Below are 26,671 nucleotides of genomic sequence, written 5' to 3'. Positions count from 1 at the left end.
AGGAACACTGCGGTCGAGATGACACACTTATTTCCGTCATTGCGAGGAACGAAGCAATCTTTTTGTTCGTCCTCCTAAACTTGTTTCGGAATCTTAATAGAAATATACAATCCATCTGAACATTTAAGCCCTTTTGGTGTTCATAAAATAGAAATCAAACATTATGAATATTGAATTACGTAAACTAACGCTCGAAGATTACGAAGATCTTAAAGAATCGATGCTCCAGGCCTACGACAGTATGGGCGGTTCCATCTGGCCAAAATCAAGTATTGCAAAACTTTTAAATATTTTCCCCGAGGGGCAGCTCTGTATCGCTGTTGATGATAAGGTTGTAGCCTGCTCATTAGCCATTATTGTAGAGTACGACGAATATGGCGATCGGCATACCTACAAGTTGATTACTGGCGATTATTCTTTTACAACACACGATCCAAACGGCGACACGCTATACGGAATCGAAATTTTCGTGCACCCTGACTTCCGTGGTTTGCGCTTGGGAAGAAGGTTATATGAGGCACGTAAAGAACTCTGTGAAAGCCTAAACCTAAAAAGTATTATTGCAGGTGGCAGAATTCCGGGTTATCATCAATATGCTGAACAGCTTAGCCCAAGGCAGTATATTGACAAGGTAAAAGCAAAAGAAATTTACGATCCTACGCTTACTTTCCAGATCTCTAATGATTTTCACGTAAGAAAAGTATTAAAGAATTACTTGCCGGGCGATAAAGAATCAAAAGAATATGCCACCTTAATTGAGTGGAATAACATTTATTACCAGGGCATTGATGCTTCAGCCCGTTCGGCAATGACCATCCGTTTGGGTTTGGTGCAATGGGAAATGCGTTTATTCCCCAATATGGACGCATTTTATGAGCAGGTAGAATTTTTTGTTGATGCGTTAAGTGGTTACAAATCAGATTTCGTGATGTTTCCTGAACTATTTAACACGCCCTTACTGCAACCTTATAATCATTTGCCAGAAATTGAGGCCATGCGCAAACTCGCCGAAAAAACGGAAGAGATTGTACAAAGAATGCACGAGTACTCGTTGAGCTACAATACTAACATCATTACAGGCAGTATGCCACTTATTGAGGATGGTAAACTCTATAATGCCACTTACCTTTGTCACCGTACCGGTAAAATAGATGAGTATAGAAAAATCCACATTACACCAAATGAGCAGAAATATTATGGTATGATTGGCGGTGATAAAGTACAGGTTTTTGATACTGATTGCGGTAAAGTAGGCATTTTGATCTGTTACGATGTAGAATTTCCTGAATTGAGCCGTATTTACGCCGATCAGGGCATGCAGATTTTGTTTGTGCCATTCTTAACGGATACACAGAATGGTTATACACGCGTTCGGCATTGTGCTCAGGCACGGGCGATAGAAAACGAATGTTATGTGGCCATTGCAGGCTGCGTGGGCAATTTACCGAAGGTAAACAACATGGACATCCAGTTCGCGCAATCGGCGGTTTTTACACCTTCTGATTTCGCTTTCCCAACCAATGCCATAAAAGCAGAAGCTACACCAAATACAGAGATGGTTTTAGTAGTCGATGTTGACCTACATTTACTAGACGAACTGCACCACTATGGAACAGTAAAAGTACTAAAAGACAGAAGAAAAGACCTTTATCAGGTTAAACTTTTGAAATAATAATCCATAAAAAATGCCGGTCAAATAAATGAGCCGGCATTTTCATTATAATCTAAAGCTAATTATTTTCTCATCACAAACCATATAATCAGACCAATAATCACAGCCAGAGGTAGCACCCATTTCAAGGCTTGCCCTGCTCCGTTTTCATCTTTCTCCGTTACCGCTGGCTTTGCTGGCCCCGGATCTTCTTTATGACTTTCGTAATCTTTTTCGATCGGTTTAGGAGCTGCTCCTGATTCCGTATGTTGTGGATCTATATTTTCCATAGCTAATACTCTAAAAGTTCTTCCTTTCCTAGTGTGATTTCAATCAGGATGAACCATAATTAATTAATTTAGTTTCTGTATTTAGAACAAGTGATTAATGAAAATGTTTTAAATCCTAAGCCTTATCTTTGCAGATCGGTGTACAACAATTCTGCAAAATATAGCCAACTCATCAAAGATGAAGCCCTGCGTTTGGGTTTTATGGCCTGTGGCATTTCAAAAGCTGAATTTCTTGAAGAAGAGGCCCCAAGGTTAGAAAAATGGCTGAATCAAAACCGCCATGGTGAAATGAAATATATGGAAAATTATTTCGATAAACGCCTCGACCCCAGGCTTTTAGTAGAGGACGCAAAATCAGTAATTTCCTTATCCTTAAACTATTACACAGAAGAAAAACAATCAGATCCTGATGCGCCAAAAATTTCCAAGTATGCGTACGGACAAGATTACCATACCGTAATAAAAGATAAATTAAAAGAACTAACTCATTTTATTGAAGAAAATATTGGCGAAGTTTCGGGAAGAGCGTTTGTAGATTCTGCTCCGGTTTTAGATCGTGCCTGGGCAAAAAAATCGGGCATTGGCTGGATTGGTAAAAATTCTAACCTGATCAGTAAAACTGATGGTTCCTTTTTCTTTCTTGCAGAATTGATTGTTGATCTAGAGCTAGATTACGATCACCCATATCAAGCTGATTATTGCGGAAGCTGTACACGTTGTTTAGACGCCTGCCCAACTGATGCCATTATTGCACCACAGGTTGTAGATGGAACCAAATGCATCTCCTACCTCACTATTGAGCTGAAAAATGAAATTCCCAATGAGTTTAAAGATAAAATGAACAACTGGATGTTCGGTTGTGATATCTGTCAGGATGTTTGCCCATGGAACCGTTTCTCTAAAGCACACAATGAAGAAGCTTTTAAGCCAGAGAACGGCCTACTGGATTTGAACGCAAAAGACCTGACTGAAATTACAGATGATGTTTTTAAAAAGGTTTTTAAAGGGTCGGCCGTTAAACGCACTAAATTTTCCGGACTGAAAAGGAATATCGATTTTCTGAAACCTGAATAATGTTTATCTTCATTTCGAGCGAAGCGCAACGGAGTCGAGAACCCGAAGGCTCAGCGAAACTAAATCTATATCAATATGTCAGTCTGAGCGGATTCGAAGACCCTAATACCGTTTAAAGATCTCTCCATTCCGCTTCGCTCCAGTCGAGATGACGATTCAGAGCGATAACTATATATCAGGCAAATTTATTAGCAAGATCAAGTTTAACTAAACAGATCGCCCAGAAAAACCTGAATCCTCCGTATTCATCTAATTCAACGAAAAACTGTTGTCACTTTTCACTTTATCAGGCGTATGCGGGTTTCCCATCACCACTTTTGATAATTTCTTGCTTGTTTTGATTGTTACTTTCACTTGCTTATCCCCTTTTTCCCAAACACCAATGGTGCTATGGTTATTTTCAACAGAGCCATCGTCATAAGTCAGAGATAAATCGATTGGTAAAGGCTTAACGCTTTTGTTCTCAATGGTAATCGTATATCCACTTGATGTTTTGTCTACAGCCTTTATAGCCATATCGGTAACGCCATCTTCAAAAAACCAGGCTTTCCAGAACCAGTTTAAATTTTTACCGCTTCCCTCATTCATGCTATTAAAGAAATCGTGTGGCATCGGGTGTTTACCATTCCAGTTTTTAATATAAGTATGCAAAGCTTTGGTAAACAGTTCATCTCCAAGGTAATCTTTAACAAACAAATAAGCCAAACCTGGTTTAGGGTACGAATTGGTAAAAGATCCTGATCCTTTTAAATCTGGGGTTAAAGTCATTATTGGAGTATCATCTTTACCACCAGATGAGGAAGCCGTAGGTTGTACGCCGTATTCATCAACAATTGTAGAATCAATCATCGGAGAAATCAACCACTCACCTATTGTGGCCCAACCTTCGTCCATCCAACCATATTTTGTCTCATTTATGCCCATGTAAAAAGGAAACATCGTATGAAAAATTTCATGGTCAGTTAGGGTAATGGCATCTGTGCGGTTATCAACCGGGTTATCGTTCACCATCATTGGGTATTCCATTTGGTCTAAACCATCGAATATCGTTTCATGATTGTATGGAAAAGGCCATTTAGGAAAAGTATAACTCATGGCTTCAACCGTTTTACGGGCAAAATCAATCACTTCGTAATAATCTTTATGTTTTGGATTAAAAACAGCATCTACACGGGTTCTTCTTTTTGTTTTAGGATCAACGACTAAACTGCTCGATTTCCACAGGTAATGATCGCTTAGCGCAAATACAAAATCAGTAACGTTTTTAGCCTCGAATTTAAAGGTATTAAAAGCATTCGGTTGCGTTACTTTTTTATCAGCTAAATCTTTGTCGGTAATCACATCAATTACGGCATCATTTTTTTCGGCAAATAACATTCTGGAAACGATATCTTTCTGGAAAACTTCTGAAGGGTTTCTCAGGTCGCCGGTTGCCCAAACTCCATAACCACCTGGAACAGTAATTGAAGCATTGAATTGGTCAAAGTCATTATAAAACTCCTCAGCTCCTGTGTAAGGGAATTTATTCCATCCGTCTACATCATCATAAACCGCAATACGCGGAAAAAAGTAAGCCACGAAATGAGATCCCTCATCTACCTGACCTGTACGCATATGCGATCCCTTATTTAAAGTATAGCTATAATCAATAGAAAAGCTAATCGTTTTGCCAGGAACAACCGCAGGAACACTAACAGTCATATTGGTTCCATCAATTTTAAAATCAGTGATTGACTTTCCGTTTGCTGCCAGTTTTTCAATAGCAACCCCATTACCCAGGTCAGACTCTGCCAATTTTGATTTTCTTGGTGTTCCTTTTTTGTACAGATTTGGATAAATTTTAAACCAGATTTCCTTCAGCGTATCAGGACTGTTATTGGTATAAATTACCTGAACTTTTCCCTTTAATAACCTGCTAGTAGGATTAAAATCTACATTCAAATCGTATTTGGAAGTATTTTGCCAATAATTCTTACCGGGTTTCCCATTCGCATTTCTGGTTTCCTTTTGATAGGTTTTTTGAAATTCAGGCGCTATTGGTAAAGTAGTCTGCGCGTTAGCGTAAAATGTTGTACACAATAAAAGGCTAAATATTTTTATAGATTTCATTTTTTGAGTTTAGGGCAAAGCGCTTTGCGCATAGCGTAATGTTATCTTTTAATAACCAGTTAACAGATTACCAAGTTTACACAATTAACCGATTAACCAAAATCTACTTACCAAACTTCATTTTCAACTGCTCCAACATATCTGTATTAATTGGTTGTGCCGGTTTTTCTTGCTTAGGCTGAGGCTTTTGTTGATATTGAGGCTTATTTGTTGGTGTATTATTTTGAGGTCTTGCTGCCTTGTTTTCATTTTTCTTGGCATTGAATTTTGCCCACTCCTCATCTAATTTCTTCTTTGTGTACAAAGGGAAATCGCCATTCTTCATCCAGGCATAATAGCTAGGCTCTACCGAAAATACCTGAGCAGTAGTTTTACCTTTATGTTTACCAAAGTTAAAGCATACCTCATTGTCATCATTGTAAACCAAACGGCCAGCAAAATCTACAGGTTTATTAATATTGGTAAAAATATGCAATGCATCTACATCATTTACAACGGGAATGCTTTTTACACCTTGTTTGCTTTCAAACTCGGTTTCCTTGTACATTTCTAACTGGCCGAGTAAAACCTTGTAAGTGGCAATAACATCCGCTTCTGCAGCGTGTGCATTAATTAAATCTTCCTGACAATAGAATTTATAAGCTGCTTTTAAAGTACGCTGCTCCATTTGGTGGAATATATTCTGTACATCAACAAACTTGCGGTTGTTCATATCAAAATCCACTTCAGCTCTTAAAAATTCTTCTAAAAGCATCGGGATATCAAATTTATTCGAATTGTATCCTGCCAGGTCACTTTCGCCAATGAATTCGGCAATTTCGGCTGCCAAAGTTTTAAAGGTAGGCTCGTTTGCAATGTCTTCATCATAAATACCATGTATTAACGAGGTTTGCAAAGGAATCGGCATTTCTGGATTTACACGCCAGGTTTTAACCAGTTCAGAACCATCTGGCATGGCTTTTAAAATCGCTATTTCAACGATTCTGTCAGCTCCAACATTAATTCCAGTAGCTTCTAAATCAAAAAATGCTAAAGGGCGCTTTAAATTTAATTTCATTTCTTATGATGTGAGATTGGCGACATTAGATTTGAATCGGAATGTCAAATTCTTTTTTTTCAAAAGTGCTAAAAAGGTTTCATTAGTTCTGTAAAACAGCTTTATTAATTTATAAATTTAATTGTCAAATTATTTCAGAATGTTAGTTTGTAGGATTAAATTGCGACAATTTATATACGCTCAAATGAATAAGACATTAGCCATACTATCCCTCCTATTTTTATCATTAACTACTCATGCTCAAAACTTTAACTTTGGTGCAATCACCTATGACGATTACGAATTCGACAGAAAAAAATTAGACAGTAATGCCAACGCTATTGTTTTAAAAGAGTTTGGTACAGCATCTATCCAACGGGATGATAATACTGGCAGTTTAGAACTGATTTTTGAGCACCATGTAAAAATCAAAATCTACAATAAAGAAGGCTTTAAGGAAGCTAATATTGTTATTCCGACCTATAAAGACGAATCTCGCGAAGAAACGATCAGTGATTTAAAAGCCTCTACTTTTAATTATGTAAATAATAATTTTGTAGAAACCGTAATGGACAGAAAGGCTGTTTTCACTGAAAACCGGTCAAAATACACCAGACTAACCAAGTTTACGCTTCCAAACCTCAAAGAAGGCGCTATAATTGAATATAGTTATAGGTTAAAATCGCCCAACTTATTTAATTTCAAAACATGGGAATTTCAAAGCAACATTCCAAAGGTGATTAGCGAATATTTGGTTTACATCCCAGGCATTTACAACTACAATGTTTCCTTACGCGGATTTCAAAAACTGACGGATCAAAAAGTAGAGTTGAGCAAAGAATGTTTAAGGCTTTCAGGCGTAGCTATCGATTGCTCAAAAATCAACTACATGATGAAAAACATTCCGGCATTTATTGAAGAAGATAACATGACCGCGCCCAGTAACTTTAAATCGGCTATTTATTTTGAGCTTTCGGATGTACAGAATTTGAATGGAGCAAAAACTTCCTATACTAAAACTTGGAAAGATGTTGATTATGAACTGTCATCATATAAAACCCTGGGCGATCAGATGAAAAGGAAAGATGTTTTTAAAGACCTCATTCCAGAAATTACAAAAGGAAGTACTACTGATTTAGATAAAGCAAAAGCCGTTTATAATTACATCAAAAAACAGATCAAGTGGAATAATTACTACGGAAAATACGCGGAAGATAACATTAAAAAAGTACTAGAAAACAGATCGGGCAATGTAGCAGATATTAACCTGAGCCTAATTGCGGCACTTTCTGCAGCTGGTTTAGATGCAGAGGCTGTTATCCTTTCTACCCGTGATAATGGAACTGTAAACAAACTTTATCCGGTAATGAGCGATTTTAATTACCTGGTTGCTAAAGTAAATCTTGCCGATAAAAGTTATTTACTGGATGCTACAGAACCACTTCTACCCTTCGGATTGTTACCACTTCGGTGTATTAACGACCAGGGCAGGGTAATCAATTTAAAGAAACCATCTTACTGGATAGATTTAAAGGCCAGCCAGAAAACAACTACCAGTTATATCCTAACGGGAAAAATGACTACTGAAGGAAAAATTATTGGCACCTTAACTACCCATACCATTGGTTACGCGGCATATAACAAACGTAAAGATATTCTACGATACAATTCGCCGGATGAATATGTCGAGAAGCTTGATGAACGTTTAACCAGAATTAAGATACTGGATCATCAAATTTCGAACCTGGATAGTGTGGAAAATTCTTTAATCGAAAAATACGAAGTAGAGTTTACCATAAACGATGGCACCAATAAAGATCAGTTCTATTTTAGCCCATTTTTTATCAATACCATTTCGAAAAATCCATTTAATTTAAACGAACGCACCTACCCAGTTGATTTGGGTGCAGCTTCTGACGAGCGCATTATCATCAGTGTGCTTTTACCAGAAAAATACCAATTGATAGAAAAACCGAAAGATATGGCAATAGCTTTACCCAATGCTGGTGGAAAGTATTTATTGCAAACGGCTTTAGATGGAAACACCATTTCAATGAGTCAGATTTTACAGTTTAACAATGCTATTTATCAGCCAGAAGAATATCTTTTCTTAAAAGAATTCTATAGCAAGATCATCCAGAACCAGAAAACAGAATTTTTATTAAAAAAGGCAAATTAAATGAGATTCTTATTTACCGTATTTTCCTTGCTTTTAGTTTCTGTTATTGGCTTTGCGCAAGACAATTATGATGTTGATTTAATTCCCGCTAACCTGCGCAACCGGGCCAATGCCTGTATCAGGAATGAAGAAACAACCATCGATATGCGCTCGCCTGATAACGTAATGCTCAATGTAAAAAAGGCCATTACGGTATTTAACCAAAATGGAGAGGACGAAGCACGCTTGGTACTCTATTACGATAAAAACATTTCAATTAAAGGGATAAAAGGAGAAGTTTACAACAGCGTTGGCAAGCTCACCAACAAGTTTTCTCAAAACGATTTTGCCGATATGAGCGCGGCCGATGGATTCTCCTTATTTGTTGATAGCCGCGTAAAACACTATCTACCATCGGTAAACCAATATCCTTACACCCTGGTTTACAATTATGAAATTAGAAATAAGCAAAATCTGATTATACCCGATTGGAGCCCGAAACCAGCAGATGATGTTTCAGTAGAGAAAAGCACTTACACGTTTATTTGTAAGCCAACAGATGAGATAAGAATAAAAACCCAGAATTATAACGGAACACCAGAAGTACTAACTGATGAGAAGCAGAAAAAAACAATTTGGAAGGCAAATAATATCCTGGCGGTTAGAACTGAACCCTATAGCCCGGCACACGAAACTTATGTAACCAACATCCAGATTGCCCCTCAAGCGTTTTATTATTACAACCATAAAGGCAGCTATACCAACTGGAAAGAGCTAGGCAAATGGATTTATGACGATTTGTTAGCAGCACGCAAAGTCCTGCCACCTGCCACCATTGAAATGGTAAAAGACCTTGTAAAAAACGAAAAAACAGACAAAGATAAGGCACGTAAAATTTATCAGTATTTACAAGACAAAACAAGGTACATTAGCGTACAGATTGGTATTGGTGGTTTTCAGCCGATTGCTGCCAGTGAAGTAGACCGGTTAGGCTATGGTGATTGTAAAGCTTTGGTAAATTATATGCAAAGCCTGCTCAGTGCAGTAAATATTGATTCTTATTACTGCGTAGTATCGGCTGGTTCTGAAAAGAAAAGTATGGACCCGAACTATGCCAGTATGGTACAAGGCAATCATATTATTCTATGTATGCCCTTAAAGGGTGACACAACCTGGTTAGAATGCACCAGCCAAAAAATCCCCTTCGGCTTTTTAAGCGATTTTACGGATGATAGATTGGTGCTTGCCTGTACTACCGAGGGAGGCAAACTATTGCATACGCCAAAACTAACCACTGCTGAGAACTTGCAGATACGTAAAGCCAACTTAACTGTTCAGTTAGATGGTAGTGTATCTGGAAAAATGAATACCGTTTATGCTGGCTCACAATACGAAAATCAGGAATCGCTGATCGGTAAATCAATAACCGAACAGCATAAACTACTAAAAGAAGCTTATAACATTGACAATATTGATTTCGAAGCAGTTTCCTTTGCGCAGAAAAAAGATATATCGCCCAAATTAACGGAAGAAGTAAGCATTAATATCAGAAATTATGCGCCTGTTAATGGAAACAAAATGTTTTTACAGCTCAATGCCTTTAACCTGAGGCGGTCGATTCCTGAAATAAAGAACAGAACACTTCCTGTTTACATTAACCGCGGATATACAGACGAAGATAGCATTGTTTATACCTTGCCAGATAATGTAATTACAGAATTGATTATTGGACAAGATAAAGCTTTTAAAAGCCCTTTCGGGGAATATGTATGTAAGGCCAGCTTAGTAGGCAACAAACTAACCTATTACCGGAAATTTATACTAAACGATGGTACATTTCCTGCAGCGCAGTATAATGAGTTTTCGAAATTCATTAATGATGTAAATGCTGCAGATTATTTAAAATTAGCACTTAGCTTAAAAAAATAATCCCGAGGCCAATACCAATAATCATGATCAGGTACATTAAAATTTCTGTTGAAGCAAATCTTTTGTATTTGGTCCAGAAAGAGTAATCATTTTCTTCGTTTGGCATTTTACATTTTTATGCAGCAAAAATAGGAAAATAGATTTAAAGAAAAATTACTAAGTTTCTCCCCAGATTATGGCGATTAACACAGATAATAATTTAATTAGAAAGGATCATTTCCATTGGGAATGATAAGCCACTCAAATCTGCGTCCTCTGCAATTCAACGGGAACAATAGATCTAATATAGCTTGCTGCTTCACATTCCTAAAAGCTATATTATTCCGTTTTAAGTCACGAAAATGTAAAACCATTTGTATTTGAAACGCTACAGAATTGATTTGGGCAACATTTGAGCAAAACAACCGTATAAATAGCTCAATATCAAACTAAACCATACTGAATGAAGAAATACATCCTGGACATTGCTACGATTTTTTTGATGGGTATGAGCATTGTCGGAACAAGTTGGAAAGCAGCGGAGCTTCCCCATACACAACAAGAAGTTGTTAAGCACATAGCTACAGATAGCTTATACAATCAATATATCTCAAATATTTACCATCAGGTTCATTTAGATTCTGCCGGATTAAGTGAACAGGTTTTTGAAAAAGCGCTAACCGGTTTTTATAACTTAAAACATTCTGGCCTTTTACATACCAAATCTGTTTTAACCATTGCCGATTTTGATCAGGAAAGTTCTAAAAAACGCCTGTATATTATCGATCTTGCGAGCAAAAAATTAGTATTAAATACTTGGGTAGCCCATGGGCAAAACAGTGGTGGCGATAAGCCAGCCTATTTTTCCAACAATATCAATTCGAACCAGAGTAGCTTAGGTTTTTATTTAACCGGTGAAGTCTACTACGGAAAACATGGCCGTTCGCTTAAACTGGATGGCATGGACCAAGGTTTTAACAGCAATGCGAGAGAGAGGTCTATTGTGGTTCATGGTGCCAGTTATGTAAGTCAAAAAAGCATCGATCAATTAGGCAGACTGGGCAGAAGTCAGGGTTGTCCTGCTGTCCCGGCTAAGTTGGCCGATCAGGTGATCAATACCATTTCAGACCGAACGGTACTGTTTATCAATAATTCAGAACAACAATACAATTCATCATTTTTAAATGAAACACTGGCAGCAAGTGTTGTATTAAATCAGGAACAGATTTTAGCAGCCCAAATGGATTAATATTGTTTAATATTTTTGGCGTTCAGGTTTTTAGGCAAGATCCAGGTAAAGATAGATTTGCTGCTGGCCAATAAATCCCAAACCCAACGGTTACTGTCTACCTCCTTTTCGCCGCAGTCTACAACTTCAGCACGTTTGAGCAGTTTTTTAACTAAAGCCTGCATCCATTTTATCCGTACTATGCGGTTAAAAGACAATCCCAGATAATCGCAATACACATGTACCAGGATTTCTACAATAAGCGAAGCGTTAGAAATAGCCAGTGCTTTACCGAAATGCTGTTCATAATCGGCTTTAATTGTTTTTATCAAAAGTTCAAACCTTGAATCTGCTTTTCCATCAAGATAAGCCCAAAGTTGAGCATTACTATACACGCGGATTAATTGCGGTTCGAGCCCTACTTTAATTTTATTGTCTGCCAGTTCATAAATTTTATCCATTCATTAAAAATCAATTGTAGCTGTTAGATAACGATATTACCAAATTGTTAATCAATCCGATATAAAAAATTCTGACACTAATGATGGACAAAGTTATCTGATAATTGTTTGCCCAAAGGAATGTTATTAGCATTGTGAGTAATTTTTTTAATCGGTTGCCAATATTTTAATCATCTTTGGGGTTGAAAAGATAAGCCCATTCATGAAGATTGTAATTGCAGAAAAGCCCTCTGTTGGTCGTGAACTTGCTAAAGTTTTCGGAGCAACCACCAGAAAAGATGGATACATTGAAGGTAAAGGATATTCTTTTACCTGGGCATTCGGGCATTTGTTACAATTGGCTCCCCCTCAAGATTATGGTTTTATTGGCTGGAGGAAGCAACATTTACCTATGCTTCCGCAAAAGTTTAAACTTGCCATTAGAAAGATTAAAACAAAAGATGGTTTTGTAGAAGATCCGGCAGTGCGAAAACAATTAGACACCATAAAAAAACTTTTTGATGAGGCGAGTGAAATTATTGTGGCAACGGATGCGGGGCGTGAGGGTGAATTAATTTTCAGGTACATTTATTATTACCTGAAATGCAAAAAACCTTTCAAACGCCTTTGGATCTCTTCGCAAACAGATGAAGCAATAAAAGATGGATTCAGAAACTTAAAACCGGGAACCGATTACGATACCCTGTTTAATTCGGCTCATTGCCGCTCAGAATCAGACTGGCTGGTGGGAATGAACGCCACACAGGCGCTAAGTATTTCGGCAGGTAACAGAACAGTTCTTTCATTGGGGCGGGTACAAACGCCTACCCTGGCCATGATCTGTGCTCGTTTTTTGGAGATTAAAAATTTCGTTCCTCAAACCTATTATCAGATCAGTATTTTGCTGACCAAGGATGAGCAGACATTTAAGGCTATATCAACTTCGAATTATAAGGAAAAGGAAGAAGTAGAAAAGTTATTTGCGCTTGTAGAGGATGTGGCTTCTGGCTTTCCTGCAGGAGGAAACATTACGGCTGTAGAAGCAAAGCCAAGAAAAGAACCACCTCCGTTATTGCACGACTTAAGTAGTTTACAGCAAGAAGCCAATAAGAAAAAGGGATATACTGCTGATCAAACACTTAATATTTTGCAAAACCTGTACGAGAGCAAATTGGTTTCCTACCCCCGTACCGGATCGCGCTACATTGGTGATGACGTTTTTGCAGGCGTTCCAGATTTGATTGCAAAATTTACCGATCATGCTGATTTTGGAAAACAAGCACAATTTTTGCAAACCATTACTTTAAATAAGCGAAGTGTTAACGCTAAAAAAGTAACCGATCACCATGCTGTTTTACCAACAGGCGAGCAGGCTTATGGACTAAGTGCAGATAAACAAGCTGTATACGATATGGTTGTTGGTCGTATGATTGAGGCTTTTCACCAGGAATGTCTTAAAGAATTAACCAAAATAACCATTCAATCAGGAGTTACTTTTGTGGCCAATGGAACGGTAATCCGCTCTGCGGGCTGGCGAGCTGTTTTTAATGACCCTGAAGATGATAAAAAAGATGAAGACAATGCAGCTTTACCAAAGGTTGCTGTTGGAGAACTATTGCCTATAACAGAAAAATCTCTTTTAGAAAAGCAGACTAAACCAAAGCCAATGTACAACGAGGCTTCGTTATTAAAAGCGCTCGAAACATGCGGCAAGGAGATTGAAGATGAAGAATTACGTTATGCCATGAAAGATAGTGGTTTAGGTACGCCGGCAACGCGTGCATCCATTATCGAAACGTTAATCACCAGAGAATATATTACCAGGGAAAAGCGAAATCTTGTACCTACCAATAAAGGTCTCGCTGTTTACGAAGTGGTTAAAGATAAACAGATAGCGCAGGCTGAACTTACCGGACAGTGGGAAAAAAGATTGGAAGAAATACGTTCAGGCTCATCAGTAAAAGATTTTAAATCAGAAATCACAGAATATACCAAAACCATTACGCACGAACTGTTAATTGCAGGGGCCAGTATATCGGCCAAACTCGCAGAAGAAAAGAAACTGGAAAAGGCTTAGCATCAACTTGCGTCACATCATGCGAAGCAGTTGCAAAAAGCAACAATTTTACGGTTATAGCTCCATAAATTCCCAGGCGCTGTGGTATGCGTTCAATTGCTCAACATACTGGATAAATTCAGCATAAAAATTAGATTTCGATAAAGTAGAACTATCGCCAATAACAACCAGCTTTTTCCTTGCCCTTGTCATGGCAACATTCATTCTCCTGGTATCTGATAAAAACCCAATGCTTCCATCGCCATTACTCCTGGTAAGGCTAATATAAACCACATCACGTTCCTGCCCCTGAAAGCTATCAATGGTGTTAACTGCAATTTTATTGCGATATGGATTTAAAATTTCATTTTCCTGAACCAATGCATTTAAAATCTGAACCTGCTGTTTATAAGGCGAAACAATGGCAACAGACGGAAAACTATCAGTTAAGGTTTTATCTGTCAAACTAGCAACCAAATTCGTTAAATGTTTGACCAAAAATGCAGCTTCATCAGGATTGGTTGTACTTGTTCCATCTAATTTTTCGTCAAAACTACAGCCTGCAGTATCGATAAATTGAATCGCTTGATCGCCGGTAAACAATAAATGATCGGCAACAGATTGATGCGCTATCAACTCATTTTTGTAAAATACCTGAGATGAATAACCCATAATATCTTTGTTCATTCTGTATTGTTCTTTTAACAACACAACCGACTCTGGATGAAGGTTTACTGCTTTTTCGAGTAAAGTATTACTTAAACCGTTTCTGGCTGCTTCATTTGATTTTATAGTTGGAGAAAGCTGAAAATGATCACCAGCTAATATTACTTTCTGTGCTTTTAAAATCGGTATCCAACAAGCAGGTTCCAAAGCCTGGCCAGCCTCATCAATTACAATGGTATTATACTTTAAATTCCGAACAGTATAATGGTTGGCTCCCACCAGGGTAGCGGTAATAATCTGTGCTTTAGTAAACAGATTATCCATAATGTACTGCTCCGTTTTTTCCACTTCCTTTCCAATTTTATGCGCTTCATCAAACAAGGCCTTACGTTGCTCCCGTTCTGCTTTGCCGAAGCTCCGCTTATATTTATGGGCCATGTTTTTATACTCACTGGCTTGCTTTTTTAAAGCCTTAATCGTTTTCATCTCCGCGTGATCGGCCATTTGATGATCAAGCGTAGCCGCAAGCAATCTTTCTGAAACCCTTGCCGGATTCCCTACACGGATTACTTTTAGCCCCTCAGCCGCTAATTTTTCAGTAAGTAAATCAACAGCAGTATTACTTGGTGCTACCACCAAAATTTTTTGATCGCTGTGTTTAACCAACGATTTTATAGCGTGCACAAGTGTTGTCGTTTTTCCAGTGCCTGGTGGACCATGAACCACAGCCAAATGATCGGCTGCAATAATTTTATTCACCGCTAATTGCTGCGAGTCGTTTAACGTATTTGGAATGATAAATTTCTCTTCGCCCCGAAATGAAGGTTTTTCTCCTTTCGTTAAAATACGGATCAGTTTATTTTCCGATTCATTTTCTGCCAAATGCGTAGCCTGTTTAAGGGCACCCTGCATTTCGTCGTAACTGTTATTATCAAAAAGTAAGTCTACACCGAGTTTGCCATCTCTGGTCCAGTCTGGTAATTCATCAACACGGAAGCTGATTTTCATCCTGCTGCCACTTTGGTGATTTATAATCCCCTCTATCCGGTCTTCTTTGGCATCGTGATTAGAAAATAATACCACCGACGAACCAAAACGGAACTGATGAGAAAAATCCTGATGGGTAGTCCGTTCCAACTCTACAGTTAAATAATCGCCACGGCCTATTTCGGTATTCCTGATTGCAATAGGGTACCAGGTTAAACCCAAGGCCCTCCTATCGGCGGCCGAAGTATTTTCAGTAAGTTTTAAATACGATTGTAAATCTTCGTTGCGTTCGGTATCGAGCAGATCCTGGAGTTTTTTGAAATATTCTTTTGGCAAGGGAAAGGGTGGTTAACTGTATAAATTGTTGTATTGCTTAATTGTTAGATTGCTTGATTGTCAACTAAAAACTGCCAATCGCAAACCAAATAATCGCTTAATTACCTGATTGTTAGCTTGATGTACTGTTCAAGAGCTGAAAATATTTGTTCTTAAAGGTAAATCAAACGCTTAACGCCAAGCGCCATGCACATAGCGCTATAAAACAAGCTCGTTATGCAGCCTTAACAAAGTCTCTTCAGCATCATCGCAAAAACCAGGGTGCACTTTTGAGCACTGCACTACGGTACTTCTGGTTGCCGTGAGCCACCTAAAACGAGAAGCCTGGTCATATTGACCAATTGGACCTGATCCTTTTGCAGATGTACTTATTCTTTCAAAAGCACATAAGTTCTCTTTTAGCTCTTCTAAATCTATCTCTGCAGAAAAAGCCTTTACTCTTTTCTCATCCAGGGAAAAAACACTTTTTAGAAATTTTTGCTTGGCACAAAACAAAATAATGCCCACATTAATAAATTCTTCACGTTCTACCCTTGGCATTACGCGAATCACAGCATACTCAAATAAGAATTTCCCTTGCATGCTGTGCTTCTTTTAAAAATATAGTTGAATGGGTTAACCTGGTAGTAAGGAAATGCGTATAGGCATTACGGTGCGCTGCTTTGCTTTCGAAGTTCGTTTCGCCTTCCAACCAATCATCAGGAATTAAATTAATAACAGATTCTATCTTTTCAGGGCTAAGTAGTTTACTAAATTCGTCATTTACACTCTCCAGTTCAGTAGCCCATGGCAACAATACGTGGTCTTTTACCAAAAAGAAAGGTTTAATAGCCTGCTCTTCCCAATTCTGCCAAGAATGATGAAAATATAATGCAGCACCATGGTCGATTAGCCAAAGCTCCTTATGCCACAGCAACATATTGGTGTTTCTGCAGGTACGGTCCATGTTGGTTAAAAAACAATCTAGCCATACAATCTGTGAAGCAAGTTTAGCATCAACAGTAGTTACAGTCGGGTCGAATGTTATTGCGCCAGATAAATAGTGTAGTGCCAAATTTAAACCCACGCTGGCTTTTAGCAGATCCTGTATTTCTTCGTCGGGTTCTGTTCTCCCAAAAGCCTCATCTAAATTGGCAAAAACCAATTCCGGTACACGCAAACCTAAATAGCGGGCTATTTCGCCACCAATTAGTTCGGCAATTAAAGCCCGGGTGCCCTGTCCTGCCCCCCTAAATTTAAGTACATATAAAAAGTTATCATCAGCTTCCGCAATGGCAGGCATAGAGCCACCCTCGCGCAAAGGCGTAACGTATCTGGTTACATTTACCGTTCTAAGTTGTAAATCGTTCATATCTGCAGATAGAATGGCCTTTTATTTTATTTAGGGCACAATTCTAAACTTGCTGCAAATTTAGCAGAATTCCAACAATAAATTGGTCAAAGTTTAGTCGTAAAGATCCTGATGGGAAGTCTGCTGATCAATCGTTAAAAATAAACAGTTATTTTTTTTGAAGCGCAAGGCCAGTAGCCATTAGGGAGGGTTCAGTCCTGCTGTCCATTCCAATCCTTTTGGTTAAAAACCGATATAAACAATTCAACGAGGCCCAAAAGGGATTTCCATTTCCATCAGGGCTATATGGCTTAAACAGTATTTTAGTTCAAAGTCAGGAGTGTTAAGTAAATTGGCTACAGCAGGAAAAACGAAGCTATGAGCAGGGACCAAAGTAAGCTAAACCCGACCATAGTGAATGCCAAGATTCTTCATCGGGGCAGAAACGGGGGCGGGACTACATAAACGAAGAACCACTCCAACTGCTTTCCAAGTCATGAGAACTTAGCCATTTCCTGTGTCAACGCTAACCCAACTAATCGTGTCCTAAATATGCATTTCCTGCAGGCGTCATAGCAGACGACCATTGTACCGAATCGCGGTTAATTTTAATCAGGCCCATGCTTTCTAATTCTTCATATTCTTCTTCCATCCCACCTAAAACCGAAGAACTAACCTGCTGATTGATTACCTCAAGTAGAGATATGATTTCTGATCTTTCCATAAAACAAATAATTAGATATATTTTAATTAACATAAATATAATCAAAATGTTTATCGCTTAATAAACATTTTCAAGAGTTTAAGGTTGTATTTATACCCTGATTTAATTACTATGGAAGCACACATCTATTATCTCTTCATTATGGCTTTACCTGTAGCTTGCATCGCCTGGACGGTTACAAAAGAAGAAATTTTCAAAGAAGCGCGTGAGTTCTGTGTAAACCGTTCTAAAAACTGCGATCAACTGGCAAAAAGAAAGTTTTTTTATGTTTTTACCTGCGAATATTGCTTCAGTCATTATGTAACCGCGATACTGCTTTTTATTACCAAATTCACCTTACTTTACCCTGATTGGCGTGGTTACCTTATTTCTTTCTTTTCGATAATATGGGTAGCAAATGTTTATATGAGTTTATATAATATTATCCGTATCGATCTGAAAAAGGAAAAGATTAAAGCTCAACGGGAAGAATCAGCACTCAAAAACGATTGAAACCATTTGTAACAGTAGCTGTTTTTAAGGTATAATTTAATATTATGCCATCATCAGTAATCAAATATTTTAGTTATGATGCAGCTACAGAAACATTGAAAATCATCTTTGTAACCGATATGATTTATCAATATAAAGAGGTCCCAGAAAAAATTTACAAGATGTTAAAGGCTTCCGGATCGAAAGGAAGATATTTTAACCGTCACATTAAGGATAAATTTAAATTCCAGAAACTAGAAGAAGAATGATATGCCCGAAGGTCCATCAATAGTAATACTAAAAGATTTAATCAAAGCGCTCCATTTGGGTAAACCGGAGGTACTGGAAGTAGCAGGCAATGCAAATTTCGACAAGGATAGATTGCTTCATGAAAAGATCCAGGATTTTAAGAGTTGGGGTAAACATTTCCTGATCTGTTTTAACGATTTCACAATCCGTATTCATTTTATGTTATTTGGAAGTTATTTAATTAATGAGCGTAAAAAAGCGCCATTAAAATTGGGACTCATCTTTAAAAAAGATGAGTTAAACTTTTATACCTGCAAAGTTGACCTCCTGGAAGGAAACGTTAAAAAACATTACCACTGGGAAAACGACGTAATGGCTGATGAGTGGGACAGCAATGCAGCTATTAAAAAGTTAAAAGAAAAACCCCAGGCATTGGTTTGCGATGTATTGCTGGATCAGCAGATTTTTAGTGGAGTGGGTAATATTATTAAAAACGAGGTCTTATACCGTACCCGTATACATCCCTTAACCAAAATTGAAAATTTGCCACCTGCAAAATTAAAGGCACTGGTTAAGGAAGCCAGAAATTATAGTTTTGATTTTTTAAAGTGGAAAAAGGAAAATACATTAGGTAAGCATTGGGAAGTATATAGTAAGAAAGAGTGCCCACTTAAACATAAAATCGAGAAAAAGGAAATCGGAAAAACACACCGGCAAACTTATTTCTGTAAAAAATGCCAAAAACTATACGCTAGCTAGAAATATTTTTTCGGCTTAAAATTTCCACTCAGAAATATAAACCACTAAATGTTAAGCATTTAAATTATTGCACATCTTTTATCAAAACAACAAACTATAATCTTAAAGTAAAAGAAATGTTAATCTTTTAGGAATTTTCTAAACTAGTCCTATATTTGTCCTCGAGAGCGTTAATTTAGATACGGGTATATGGCTTAGGCTGTATGCCCGTTTTTTGTTTTAGCCGTTGATACGTGCGCTACAACTTTATCCAAGCAGATTCTTAACCACGGCGTATAGGCACTCGGATTAACCACAATATCCTGTGTTAGCGTATGCAAATCCATATACTTAAAGGCTTCTACTTCATCGGGATTTATAACCGGTAGTTCATCACTCATGCCAAAAAAAACATGATCAACCTCGTGTTCCGTTAATCCATCTTCAAATATTGCCTTGTAGGTAAATTTAAATAGATAGTTCAATTCACAGTCCATCCCCATTTCTTCCATCAATCTCCTTTTTGCAGCATGGATATTACTTTCTCCAATCCGAGGATGACTGCAACAGGTATTTGTCCATAAACCTGCAGAATGATATTTGCTTATTGCTCTCTGCTGCAGTAATAATTCGCGTTTAGAATTAAAAATAAAAACAGAAAAGGCACGGTGCAATACACCTTTCTCGTGCGCTTCCATTTTATCCATCTGTCCTTTTGGCACATCCTCCTCATCAACCAGAATAACTTGTTCTTCCATTTAAATTACATTTAACTTATTACGGATAATAGAACCAAACATCAAACCAACTTTACGCGTGTTCGAAATTCTTATCCTTTCAGTCATGACTTTTTCAGCACTTAAGCGCTTTATCTTAGCAAATAACTTTTTGTAATAGATATAGGACAAATATACGCCATTTCTGGATGCTGTAGGCAACTGCTTAATACCAGTTAAGGCCATTGCAAATTCGGCTTCAATTTCTTCTTCGATTTCTTTTTTTTGACGATCGCAGAATAGGGCTAAATTAACATTGGGAAAATAATTTCGACTAAGTGTTTGATGATCAGCTTTCACATCCCTCAAAAAATTAACCTTCTGAAATGCAGAGCCCAATTTCATGGCGTAAGGTTTCAATTGTTCGTAATCTGCAATATTGCCATTGGTAAAAACCTTTAAACACATCAAACCCACCACTTCTGCGGAGCCTAAAATATATTCGTTGTAAAGTTCTGGTGTATATTCTTGCGTAGAAAGATCCATCTCCATACTCCTCAGAAAAAGAACAATCAGCTCCTGATCTATCTGATATTGATTTACAACCCTTTGGAATGAATTTAAAATGGGGTTTAAACTAATACCCAGGCTAATGGCTTCGAAAGTATCGTTCTTAAATTTTTCTAATAAAAAATTCTTGTCATACTGATGGAAACTATCTACAATTTCATCTGCTAAACGTACAAAGCCATAAATGGAGTGTATGGGTTGACGCAGTTCTTTACCAAGAAAATAAATACCATAAGAAAAGCTGGTACTATACAACTTAGTGGTAAGCCGGCTACAATTGGCAGATAGTTGATCAAAAATTTCTTTCATGTAAAACAGGGTATTGTATTGTTTTTTCAAATTCATCGAGCGTTTTAAACCAGTTGATGTGCTCGATATTGTTTAGTTTACTGATTACCTCACTATTTCCGGCAAGATGGATCTTAGCGGATGAGCATATTTCAGACAATTCATCTACGTATTTTTGCGCGCTAGGTTCTGATCTTGACTTTATCATAAAAAGCAAAACATGGCCTACATTTAATGTGGAAAATATCCGCTTAATTGAATCCAACGGAACTTTGCTTCCTAAGAAAATAACTTGATGATGGTGCATCCTCAGCATATAACTGGCAAAAAGCAGCCCAATATCATGATCCTCGTCTTCCGGTAAAAAAAGAAGCCAGCTTTCGCCAGCATGCCTTGTTAAAGGAAGATTATTGATATGAGTAAATATTTTTTGACGGATAATGTTTGATAAAAAATGCTCGTGTGCAGGGCAAATATCGTCTTTTCGCCACATTAAGCCCAAACGGACCAACAATGGATACATTATTTTCCGGTAGCAATCTGAAAGTCCCAACTGATCAATGCTTTGATCAATTAAATGATTAAATGAGTGCTCATCAAAAGCCAAACCATGCCTAATAAGTTGCGAAACATAATCTGCCTGCTCATCATCAGTAGGATATGAGAACTGTTGGTCGAGCAATTTATCAATCGCTTCATCAGAAAGGCTGCAGATTTTAGAAATTTTTAAACCGCTTTTATTTAAGCTTACGATGTTTAATAGTCTTCGGAGCTGCTTATCATCATATAAACGCGTATTCCCTTGAGATCGCATCGGACTCAGTGCATTGTACCGCTGTTCCCAGATCCTGATGGTATGAGAATGGATGCCCGAAAGCTGTTCAAGATCTGAAATAGAATAAGTCATTATTTTGTTTAAATATATTCAATAAAATTTAAACAAAAAGAAGAAAAAAAAGTTTTTACTAAAATGCCCTAAATATATCGTCTGATATTGTATGCATCGTAATCATTAAGTTCGCATGAAATACCTGCTAAACGCAGTAAATTTTAACTACTGATTAAAGGCATAAAGTAACCGGTTAAAACACCTTTTCGGTAAGCAATACACCTCTTTCGCCGTTACCTGTTTCGATGGTATGCACATTTTTATAAGAATGGCTAAAGAAATCGTAGCCATGTTCCCTTTGTTTAATAGCAACCGTACTTAGCGGATAGCTTAAGTTGGTTTGCATGCAATGTAAACTACCATTAGCCAGTAGCAGAAAATCACAGTCGTAACCTTGCTCCTGCAGTTCAATAACCTTTTTGGTAATAGACACGTTTAATCTATTGGCGGTGCGGGTTCTATTTTTCATGGGATATTGTTTTAGGTAATTAGGGATGATTATTGGGTTATTAAATATATCTATTAATAACTACGATTCAAAATGCAATATATTGTTATACAAGTAATTAAATAAAATTGTTTTATTCTTTTTATAAAAGCCTTTCATCGTCGGTTTTCGCTGATCATGTTTCTTGCATAAAAAAACATATACGTATCATATTTACTACAAAAACCAACTAAACATCGTTGCAGACCTAAAATAATTTCTTTATTTAAAAAGCAACCTATAATTTCGTTTAACCTTAAAACATACCTAATGAAATTAACATGTATCGTAATTGATGACGACATTCACGCCGTCAACGGTATAAAATCATATATCAGTCATCTCGCAAACATTCATTTAATAAACTCGTATACAGATCCATTACAGGCATTAAACGAAATTACCGCAGGAGATCAGGTTGACATTATTTTTATAGATGTTGATATGCCTATGATCTCTGGATTAGAATTATCAAAAGCAATTAGGCATAAAACAGACAAGTTAATTTTTACCACTTCGCATTCTAAATATGCCTATGAAGCTTTTGAAATGAATGCAAGCGCTTATTTATTAAAACCATATACCTTTGCCCGTTTTGCGGAGACCATAAACAGATTATTTCCCCTTAGCCCCAGCTTACCGAATGTTGGTATTAAAAAAGAGGATGATTATTTCTTTGTAAGAAATAAAAATGAGAAGAACAATTTGATTAAGGTAAGGTATACGGATATCGTTGCGATAGAAAGCCTGCAAAACTATGTCAGGATTTTCACCCTAAACGAAACCATTGTGTCATACATTGCACTATCAGAGATTAAGATTATTTTAAAAGACTATCAGAATTTTGCCCAGGCACACCGCTCATTTATTATTGCTAAAAACTACATTGAGAAAGTAGAGGGCGGTACACTAAAAATGATTAATGATTTAACCATCAACATTGGAAATAGTTACCGGGAGAACATACAGGATTACATAAAAGAGAAAACGATTAAAACTAACCGCTCTTAAACTAATTTTTTAGTATTTTCGTTATCTAAACAATTAAACGCTTATGGTTTTATTGTTTAGCATATATAGCCGTTCCTCAATCAACTAGCCAATGACGCTTATCGCTAAAAAAAACAAATTACACAAAATTTCAGCCTGGTTTTCTGACAAAAAACTTCATATTTTAGGTTGGACCATATTCATATTTTACGAGGCCATAATCATTGGCATCTTTGTTGGCAGATTCTCTACACTGAGCACTTATGTTATTTTTTATAGCTTAAACATCGCTACATTTTATTTCCACGCGCATGTAGTTTTGGCTTCGGCCCTGAAAAAGATTAATGAAAGATGGTGGAAATTACCTCTGTTTACTTTACTCGAACTAGGTGCTTATTTAATACTAACGGTTTGTTTAGATTATATCGTAATTAATTATACAGATTATAATGGTCCTATTAAACTGATATTTAATGCAGCTTTTTTTGCTGCGCCGATTTACCGGGCCATATACTTTATGTGCTTCGCTACCAGTTATTATTTTCTCCTTAATTTTCTCGAAGAACGGAAAAAGATTGAAGACCTGGAAAAACAACGGTTAAATAACATTATCCAGATAGCTAAATCGGAAAATGCCTTTTTAAAGGCACAGATACAGCCTCATCTGTTATTTAATACTTTAGATTTTATTTATCAGAACGCGAAAGATTCTTCTCCGGTTGCCGCAGAAGCTATTCATTCTCTTGCAGAGATGATGCGCTATTCGGTTGACAGCAATCAGGATAAAGAATTTATTTTGCTTGATGAGGAGATTAACCAGGTAGAAAACCTCATCAACCTGCACCAGCTCCGTAAAGATCACCAGGTACAGCTCCGTTTCTGGTATGATGACGAGATACGTAATACTAAAATCATTCCTTTAGTATTAACCACTTTGGTAGAAAACATGTTTAAACATGGCGAACTGCTTACGCCATTACATCCTGCCAAAGTGAGTTTGAGCATCAAAGATCATCGACTTATAATAGAAACTTCAAACTTAATAAAAGCAATTAAAGATAACTCAGGCTTAAGTTCTGGATTGGAAAACATAAAGAAGCGCTTAGCTTACAGTTATGGCAAAAATGCTGAATTCAGCTACTTTACTGATTCAGACCAGTTTTTCAAAGTAATGCTGGTTATTAAAATCAAATAAGAAAACCTGCTTTAATAACTTTAGTTTAAAATTTCAAATTACACAATAATCTCAAAAGAAAAGCTGATTTTCCTTGCCGAATACATAAAAATCCGTTTCGAATGTGTTTTTTTTTCATTTTAATGGTTGAAATTGTAATTTGCATCAACTAAACCTATAAAAAATGTCAATAAGTTGTATCGCTATTGATGACGACCCTCATTCCCTAGAGAGTTTAATAGCATATATGGAGAAACTGCCTGATTTAAAGCTTATCCAAACTTTTACTGAACCGCTCCAAGCCCTGGCAGAAATATCGGTATCTAATCCTGTCGATATTATTTTTATGGATGTCGAAATGCCTTCACTTTCCGGAATCGAACTGGCAACCCTATTAAGGCAAAAAACAAAACACCTGGTTTTCACTACGGCGCACCCACGGTATGCCATTGATGCTTTTAAAGTTGATGCGGATGCTTATTTGCTTAAACCCTATTCTATTTTACATTTTACGAAAACAATAAACAACCTCTATCCGACTGGAAAAAAAGCACAACATCCTTTTTCCATTTTCGACGATCATTTTTTTTACATCCCCTTACAAGGAGAAAATGCTGATTTGGTAAGAATAGAGCTGAATGAATTGATTGCCATAGAAGAAATGGGGGAAGATATTCAATTTAAAACTACAAAAAATGCTTTTCTAAGTTCAAAATCTAATTTTACCAAGACTTTGAAAATGTTAAAAAAGCATTCAGCATTTATCCAGATTAACCCTTCTGTTGTTATTGCAAAACAGCATATCAAAAGTGTACTCGGCAATAAAATACTGCTTTCTGGCGAAACATCATTTACTGTTTCGGGCACATACATAGAGCTTTTTGCAAATTTTATCAAGAACAATTTGCTTCAGGAAAAACCCCGTCCTGGCACCATAATGTAGTCTTTAATACTCGAACATCAGCATCGGATCAATTTTTAAGGCATAATCAAAACATTAAGTCAAAAACTTTGTATTAGGATAATCTATTTTATTATTAATTGATTTATCTGTTTTGAAAAGAGTGTTGGTCGTGGATGATGATCCAGATGTATTAGAAGTTTTCCAGGATGTATTAGAAACCGAACATTATAAAGTTTATCCACTACTATCGCCACGGCATATTTTTAAAACAATAAGAGATTTCAGTCCCGATCTGATTATTCTAGACATTATGTTAAATGGGATGGATGGGCGTGCTGTGTTTAAAAAGTTAAGGTTAAATCCTGAAACAGCGAGCATCCCTATTATTATGGCATCGGCCAGGTACGATGAAAATTATATTACATCGCAACAATACCATCCCGACGATTATTTAGAAAAACCCTTTAATATGGCAGATTTGCTCCAAAAAGTAAGTGCTTTAACCGAAAATTAAAAAATCAGATATGAAATTAAAATTACTACTATCTCTTCTGTTGTTATGCGCAACAGTATCAATCAAAGTAAAAGCACAAAGCAGACCAGATAAACTCTATTCCATGAGTGGAATTGGCTTTGCGTTCCCAATGGGCGAAACTTCGGATTATTTTAAGCCAAAATTTTCAACATCATTAGGTTTAAACCTGGGTTTGGGCAAAGGCGGTTTGTTCTTATACCCAAAAGCAAGTTTACATGCTTTTACTTTTAACCAGATAACGCCAGATGCGGGCTACACCTATACCTTACAAAAAGGCAGGGCAACCACTTATTTGCTAAATGTTGCTTTAGGGTACCGTAAAATTGTAAACAAATGGGCTTTTTATGGTTTTGCAGGTGCTGGTGGTGGTTTTATTCTTACGCCTCGGGCTAGCGTGAATACCACAACCCTGCAGGTTACCCAAGATAATAAATCCAATGGTTTGGGTATTGCCGAAGGTGGGGCAGGTATTGAATATAATATTGGAGGTGCCAATTTATTTGTAGAGGTCAGTTACATGTATGGCTTTAGTAAAATCCAGAACAGGGCTTTTAACACTGTACCAATTTCTATAGGCATTAAACCTAATTTAAGCAAGCTGTTAAGTAAACTTTAATATTTACATACAAAATACCAGGGCGGTTACGTTAAATACATAACCGCTTTT

At 37.1% G+C, this 26,671-nt stretch carries 27 protein-coding genes; 14 read left to right on the top strand and 13 right to left on the bottom strand.

Annotation, left to right across the window (positions count from 1 at the left end):
- The first annotated feature begins 163 nt into the window (after positions 1-163).
- Complete coding sequence (locus LQ227_RS14145) at positions 164-1,672, top strand: bifunctional GNAT family N-acetyltransferase/carbon-nitrogen hydrolase family protein (protein ID WP_230140511.1); 1,509 nt, start codon at positions 164-166, stop codon at positions 1,670-1,672.
- A gap of 62 nt (positions 1,673-1,734) precedes the next feature.
- Here the strand turns inward: LQ227_RS14145 and LQ227_RS14140 are convergent, their stop codons facing one another.
- Complete coding sequence (locus LQ227_RS14140; protein ID WP_131031142.1) at positions 1,735-1,941, bottom strand: hypothetical protein; 207 nt, start codon at positions 1,939-1,941, stop codon at positions 1,735-1,737.
- 138 nt (positions 1,942-2,079) lie between these two features.
- On the opposite strand from LQ227_RS14140, the gene queG reads away from it, so the two are divergent.
- Entirely contained in the window at positions 2,080-3,015 is a 936-nt protein-coding gene (queG, locus tag LQ227_RS14135) for a tRNA epoxyqueuosine(34) reductase QueG (protein WP_230141998.1), read from the top strand.
- A gap of 249 nt (positions 3,016-3,264) precedes the next feature.
- Here queG and LQ227_RS14130 read toward each other — a convergent pair whose 3' ends face one another.
- The gene (locus LQ227_RS14130; RefSeq protein WP_230140509.1) at positions 3,265-5,124 is read right to left on the bottom strand and encodes a M1 family metallopeptidase; all 1,860 of its coding nucleotides are present in this window, start codon (positions 5,122-5,124) and stop codon (positions 3,265-3,267) included.
- A gap of 103 nt (positions 5,125-5,227) precedes the next feature.
- Positions 5,228-6,181, bottom strand: a complete 954-nt coding sequence (locus LQ227_RS14125; RefSeq protein ID WP_230140508.1) for a 3'-5' exonuclease — start codon at positions 6,179-6,181, stop codon at positions 5,228-5,230.
- 184 nt (positions 6,182-6,365) lie between these two features.
- Between LQ227_RS14125 and LQ227_RS14120 the strand changes: the two genes are divergently transcribed.
- Entirely contained in the window at positions 6,366-8,339 is a 1,974-nt protein-coding gene (locus tag LQ227_RS14120) for a DUF3857 domain-containing protein (RefSeq protein WP_230140506.1), read from the top strand.
- Complete coding sequence (locus LQ227_RS14115) at positions 8,340-10,247, top strand: DUF3857 domain-containing transglutaminase family protein (RefSeq protein WP_230140504.1); 1,908 nt, start codon at positions 8,340-8,342, stop codon at positions 10,245-10,247.
- Here LQ227_RS14115 and LQ227_RS25585 read toward each other — a convergent pair.
- Entirely contained in the window at positions 10,231-10,353 is a 123-nt protein-coding gene (locus LQ227_RS25585) for a hypothetical protein (protein ID WP_255512125.1), read from the bottom strand. The genes LQ227_RS14115 and LQ227_RS25585 overlap by 17 nt on opposite strands.
- A gap of 336 nt (positions 10,354-10,689) precedes the next feature.
- Between LQ227_RS25585 and LQ227_RS14110 the strand changes: the two genes are divergently transcribed.
- Positions 10,690-11,475 (top strand): murein L,D-transpeptidase catalytic domain family protein, encoded by a 786-nt coding sequence (locus tag LQ227_RS14110; protein WP_230140503.1) that lies wholly within the window; start codon positions 10,690-10,692, stop codon positions 11,473-11,475.
- Here the strand turns inward: LQ227_RS14110 and LQ227_RS14105 are convergent.
- Positions 11,472-11,915 carry a hypothetical protein gene (locus tag LQ227_RS14105; RefSeq protein WP_230149721.1) on the bottom strand — a complete coding sequence of 148 codons (444 nt, stop codon included), beginning with the start codon at positions 11,913-11,915 and terminating at the stop codon, positions 11,472-11,474. The genes LQ227_RS14110 and LQ227_RS14105 overlap by 4 nt on opposite strands.
- Before the next feature lie 202 nt (positions 11,916-12,117).
- Between LQ227_RS14105 and LQ227_RS14100 the strand changes: the two genes are divergently transcribed.
- Positions 12,118-13,971, top strand: coding sequence for a DNA topoisomerase 3 (locus LQ227_RS14100; RefSeq protein WP_230149719.1), 1,854 nt, complete (start codon positions 12,118-12,120; stop codon positions 13,969-13,971).
- A gap of 54 nt (positions 13,972-14,025) precedes the next feature.
- On the opposite strand, the gene LQ227_RS14095 is transcribed toward LQ227_RS14100, so the two are convergent.
- The 4 genes from LQ227_RS14095 to LQ227_RS14080 all read right to left on the bottom strand — a co-directional run bounded on the left by LQ227_RS14095 (position 14,026) and on the right by LQ227_RS14080 (position 17,993).
- A complete protein-coding gene (locus LQ227_RS14095; protein WP_230149717.1) occupies positions 14,026-15,939 on the bottom strand; it encodes an AAA domain-containing protein in 1,914 nt (637 codons plus the stop codon).
- Between the two features lie 198 nt (positions 15,940-16,137).
- Positions 16,138-16,521 (bottom strand): DUF3037 domain-containing protein, encoded by a 384-nt coding sequence (locus tag LQ227_RS14090; RefSeq protein WP_230149715.1) that lies wholly within the window; start codon positions 16,519-16,521, stop codon positions 16,138-16,140.
- Positions 16,499-17,290 (bottom strand): HipA family kinase, encoded by a 792-nt coding sequence (locus LQ227_RS14085; RefSeq protein WP_230149713.1) that lies wholly within the window; start codon positions 17,288-17,290, stop codon positions 16,499-16,501. Before LQ227_RS14085 ends, LQ227_RS14090 begins: the two co-directional genes overlap by 23 nt.
- Positions 17,291-17,804: 514 nt before the next feature.
- Positions 17,805-17,993 carry a hypothetical protein gene (locus LQ227_RS14080; protein WP_029277933.1) on the bottom strand — a complete coding sequence of 63 codons (189 nt, stop codon included), beginning with the start codon at positions 17,991-17,993 and terminating at the stop codon, positions 17,805-17,807.
- 111 nt (positions 17,994-18,104) lie between these two features.
- Here LQ227_RS14080 and LQ227_RS14075 point away from each other — a divergent pair, with 111 nt between their 5' ends.
- From LQ227_RS14075 to LQ227_RS14065, 3 genes are read left to right on the top strand one after another with little or no spacing between them, the layout of a single operon-like run.
- A complete protein-coding gene (locus LQ227_RS14075) occupies positions 18,105-18,485 on the top strand; it encodes a hypothetical protein (protein ID WP_230149712.1) in 381 nt (126 codons plus the stop codon).
- 44 nt (positions 18,486-18,529) lie between these two features.
- On the top strand, positions 18,530-18,733 hold the full coding sequence (locus LQ227_RS14070) for a KTSC domain-containing protein (RefSeq protein WP_230140483.1): 204 nt from the start codon (positions 18,530-18,532) through the stop codon (positions 18,731-18,733).
- 1 nt (position 18,734) lies between these two features.
- Complete coding sequence (locus LQ227_RS14065) at positions 18,735-19,472, top strand: DNA-formamidopyrimidine glycosylase family protein (protein ID WP_230149710.1); 738 nt, start codon at positions 18,735-18,737, stop codon at positions 19,470-19,472.
- A 194-nt stretch (positions 19,473-19,666) separates the two neighbouring features.
- On the opposite strand, the gene idi is transcribed toward LQ227_RS14065, so the two are convergent.
- The 4 genes from idi to LQ227_RS14045 form a co-directional block, all read right to left on the bottom strand.
- Complete coding sequence (gene idi, locus LQ227_RS14060; RefSeq protein ID WP_230140479.1) at positions 19,667-20,209, bottom strand: isopentenyl-diphosphate Delta-isomerase; 543 nt, start codon at positions 20,207-20,209, stop codon at positions 19,667-19,669.
- Positions 20,210-21,046 carry a phytoene/squalene synthase family protein gene (locus LQ227_RS14055; RefSeq protein ID WP_230140478.1) on the bottom strand — a complete coding sequence of 279 codons (837 nt, stop codon included), beginning with the start codon at positions 21,044-21,046 and terminating at the stop codon, positions 20,210-20,212.
- Positions 21,030-21,932 carry a MerR family transcriptional regulator gene (locus LQ227_RS14050; RefSeq protein WP_230140476.1) on the bottom strand — a complete coding sequence of 301 codons (903 nt, stop codon included), beginning with the start codon at positions 21,930-21,932 and terminating at the stop codon, positions 21,030-21,032. Before LQ227_RS14050 ends, LQ227_RS14055 begins: the two co-directional genes overlap by 17 nt.
- Before the next feature lie 175 nt (positions 21,933-22,107).
- On the bottom strand, positions 22,108-22,383 hold the full coding sequence (locus LQ227_RS14045) for a hypothetical protein (RefSeq protein ID WP_230140474.1): 276 nt from the start codon (positions 22,381-22,383) through the stop codon (positions 22,108-22,110).
- 288 nt (positions 22,384-22,671) lie between these two features.
- Between LQ227_RS14045 and LQ227_RS14040 the strand changes: the two genes are divergently transcribed.
- From LQ227_RS14040 to LQ227_RS14020, 5 genes are all read left to right on the top strand, one after another.
- A complete protein-coding gene (locus LQ227_RS14040) occupies positions 22,672-23,412 on the top strand; it encodes a LytTR family DNA-binding domain-containing protein (protein ID WP_230140473.1) in 741 nt (246 codons plus the stop codon).
- Positions 23,413-23,503: 91 nt separating this feature from the next.
- Positions 23,504-24,586 (top strand): sensor histidine kinase, encoded by a 1,083-nt coding sequence (locus LQ227_RS14035; protein ID WP_230149707.1) that lies wholly within the window; start codon positions 23,504-23,506, stop codon positions 24,584-24,586.
- A gap of 163 nt (positions 24,587-24,749) precedes the next feature.
- The gene (locus tag LQ227_RS14030; RefSeq protein ID WP_230140469.1) at positions 24,750-25,508 is read left to right on the top strand and encodes a LytTR family DNA-binding domain-containing protein; all 759 of its coding nucleotides are present in this window, start codon (positions 24,750-24,752) and stop codon (positions 25,506-25,508) included.
- 121 nt (positions 25,509-25,629) lie between these two features.
- A complete protein-coding gene (locus LQ227_RS14025) occupies positions 25,630-25,983 on the top strand; it encodes a two-component system response regulator (RefSeq protein WP_230141996.1) in 354 nt (117 codons plus the stop codon).
- 10 nt (positions 25,984-25,993) lie between these two features.
- Positions 25,994-26,620, top strand: coding sequence for a hypothetical protein (locus LQ227_RS14020; protein ID WP_230149705.1), 627 nt, complete (start codon positions 25,994-25,996; stop codon positions 26,618-26,620).
- The last annotated feature ends 51 nt before the right edge of the window (positions 26,621-26,671 follow it).

The organism is Pedobacter sp. Bi27 (assembly GCF_918698255.1).
Taxonomy (GTDB): domain Bacteria; phylum Bacteroidota; class Bacteroidia; order Sphingobacteriales; family Sphingobacteriaceae; genus Pedobacter.
This window is presented reverse-complemented; position numbering and strand designations above follow the sequence as displayed.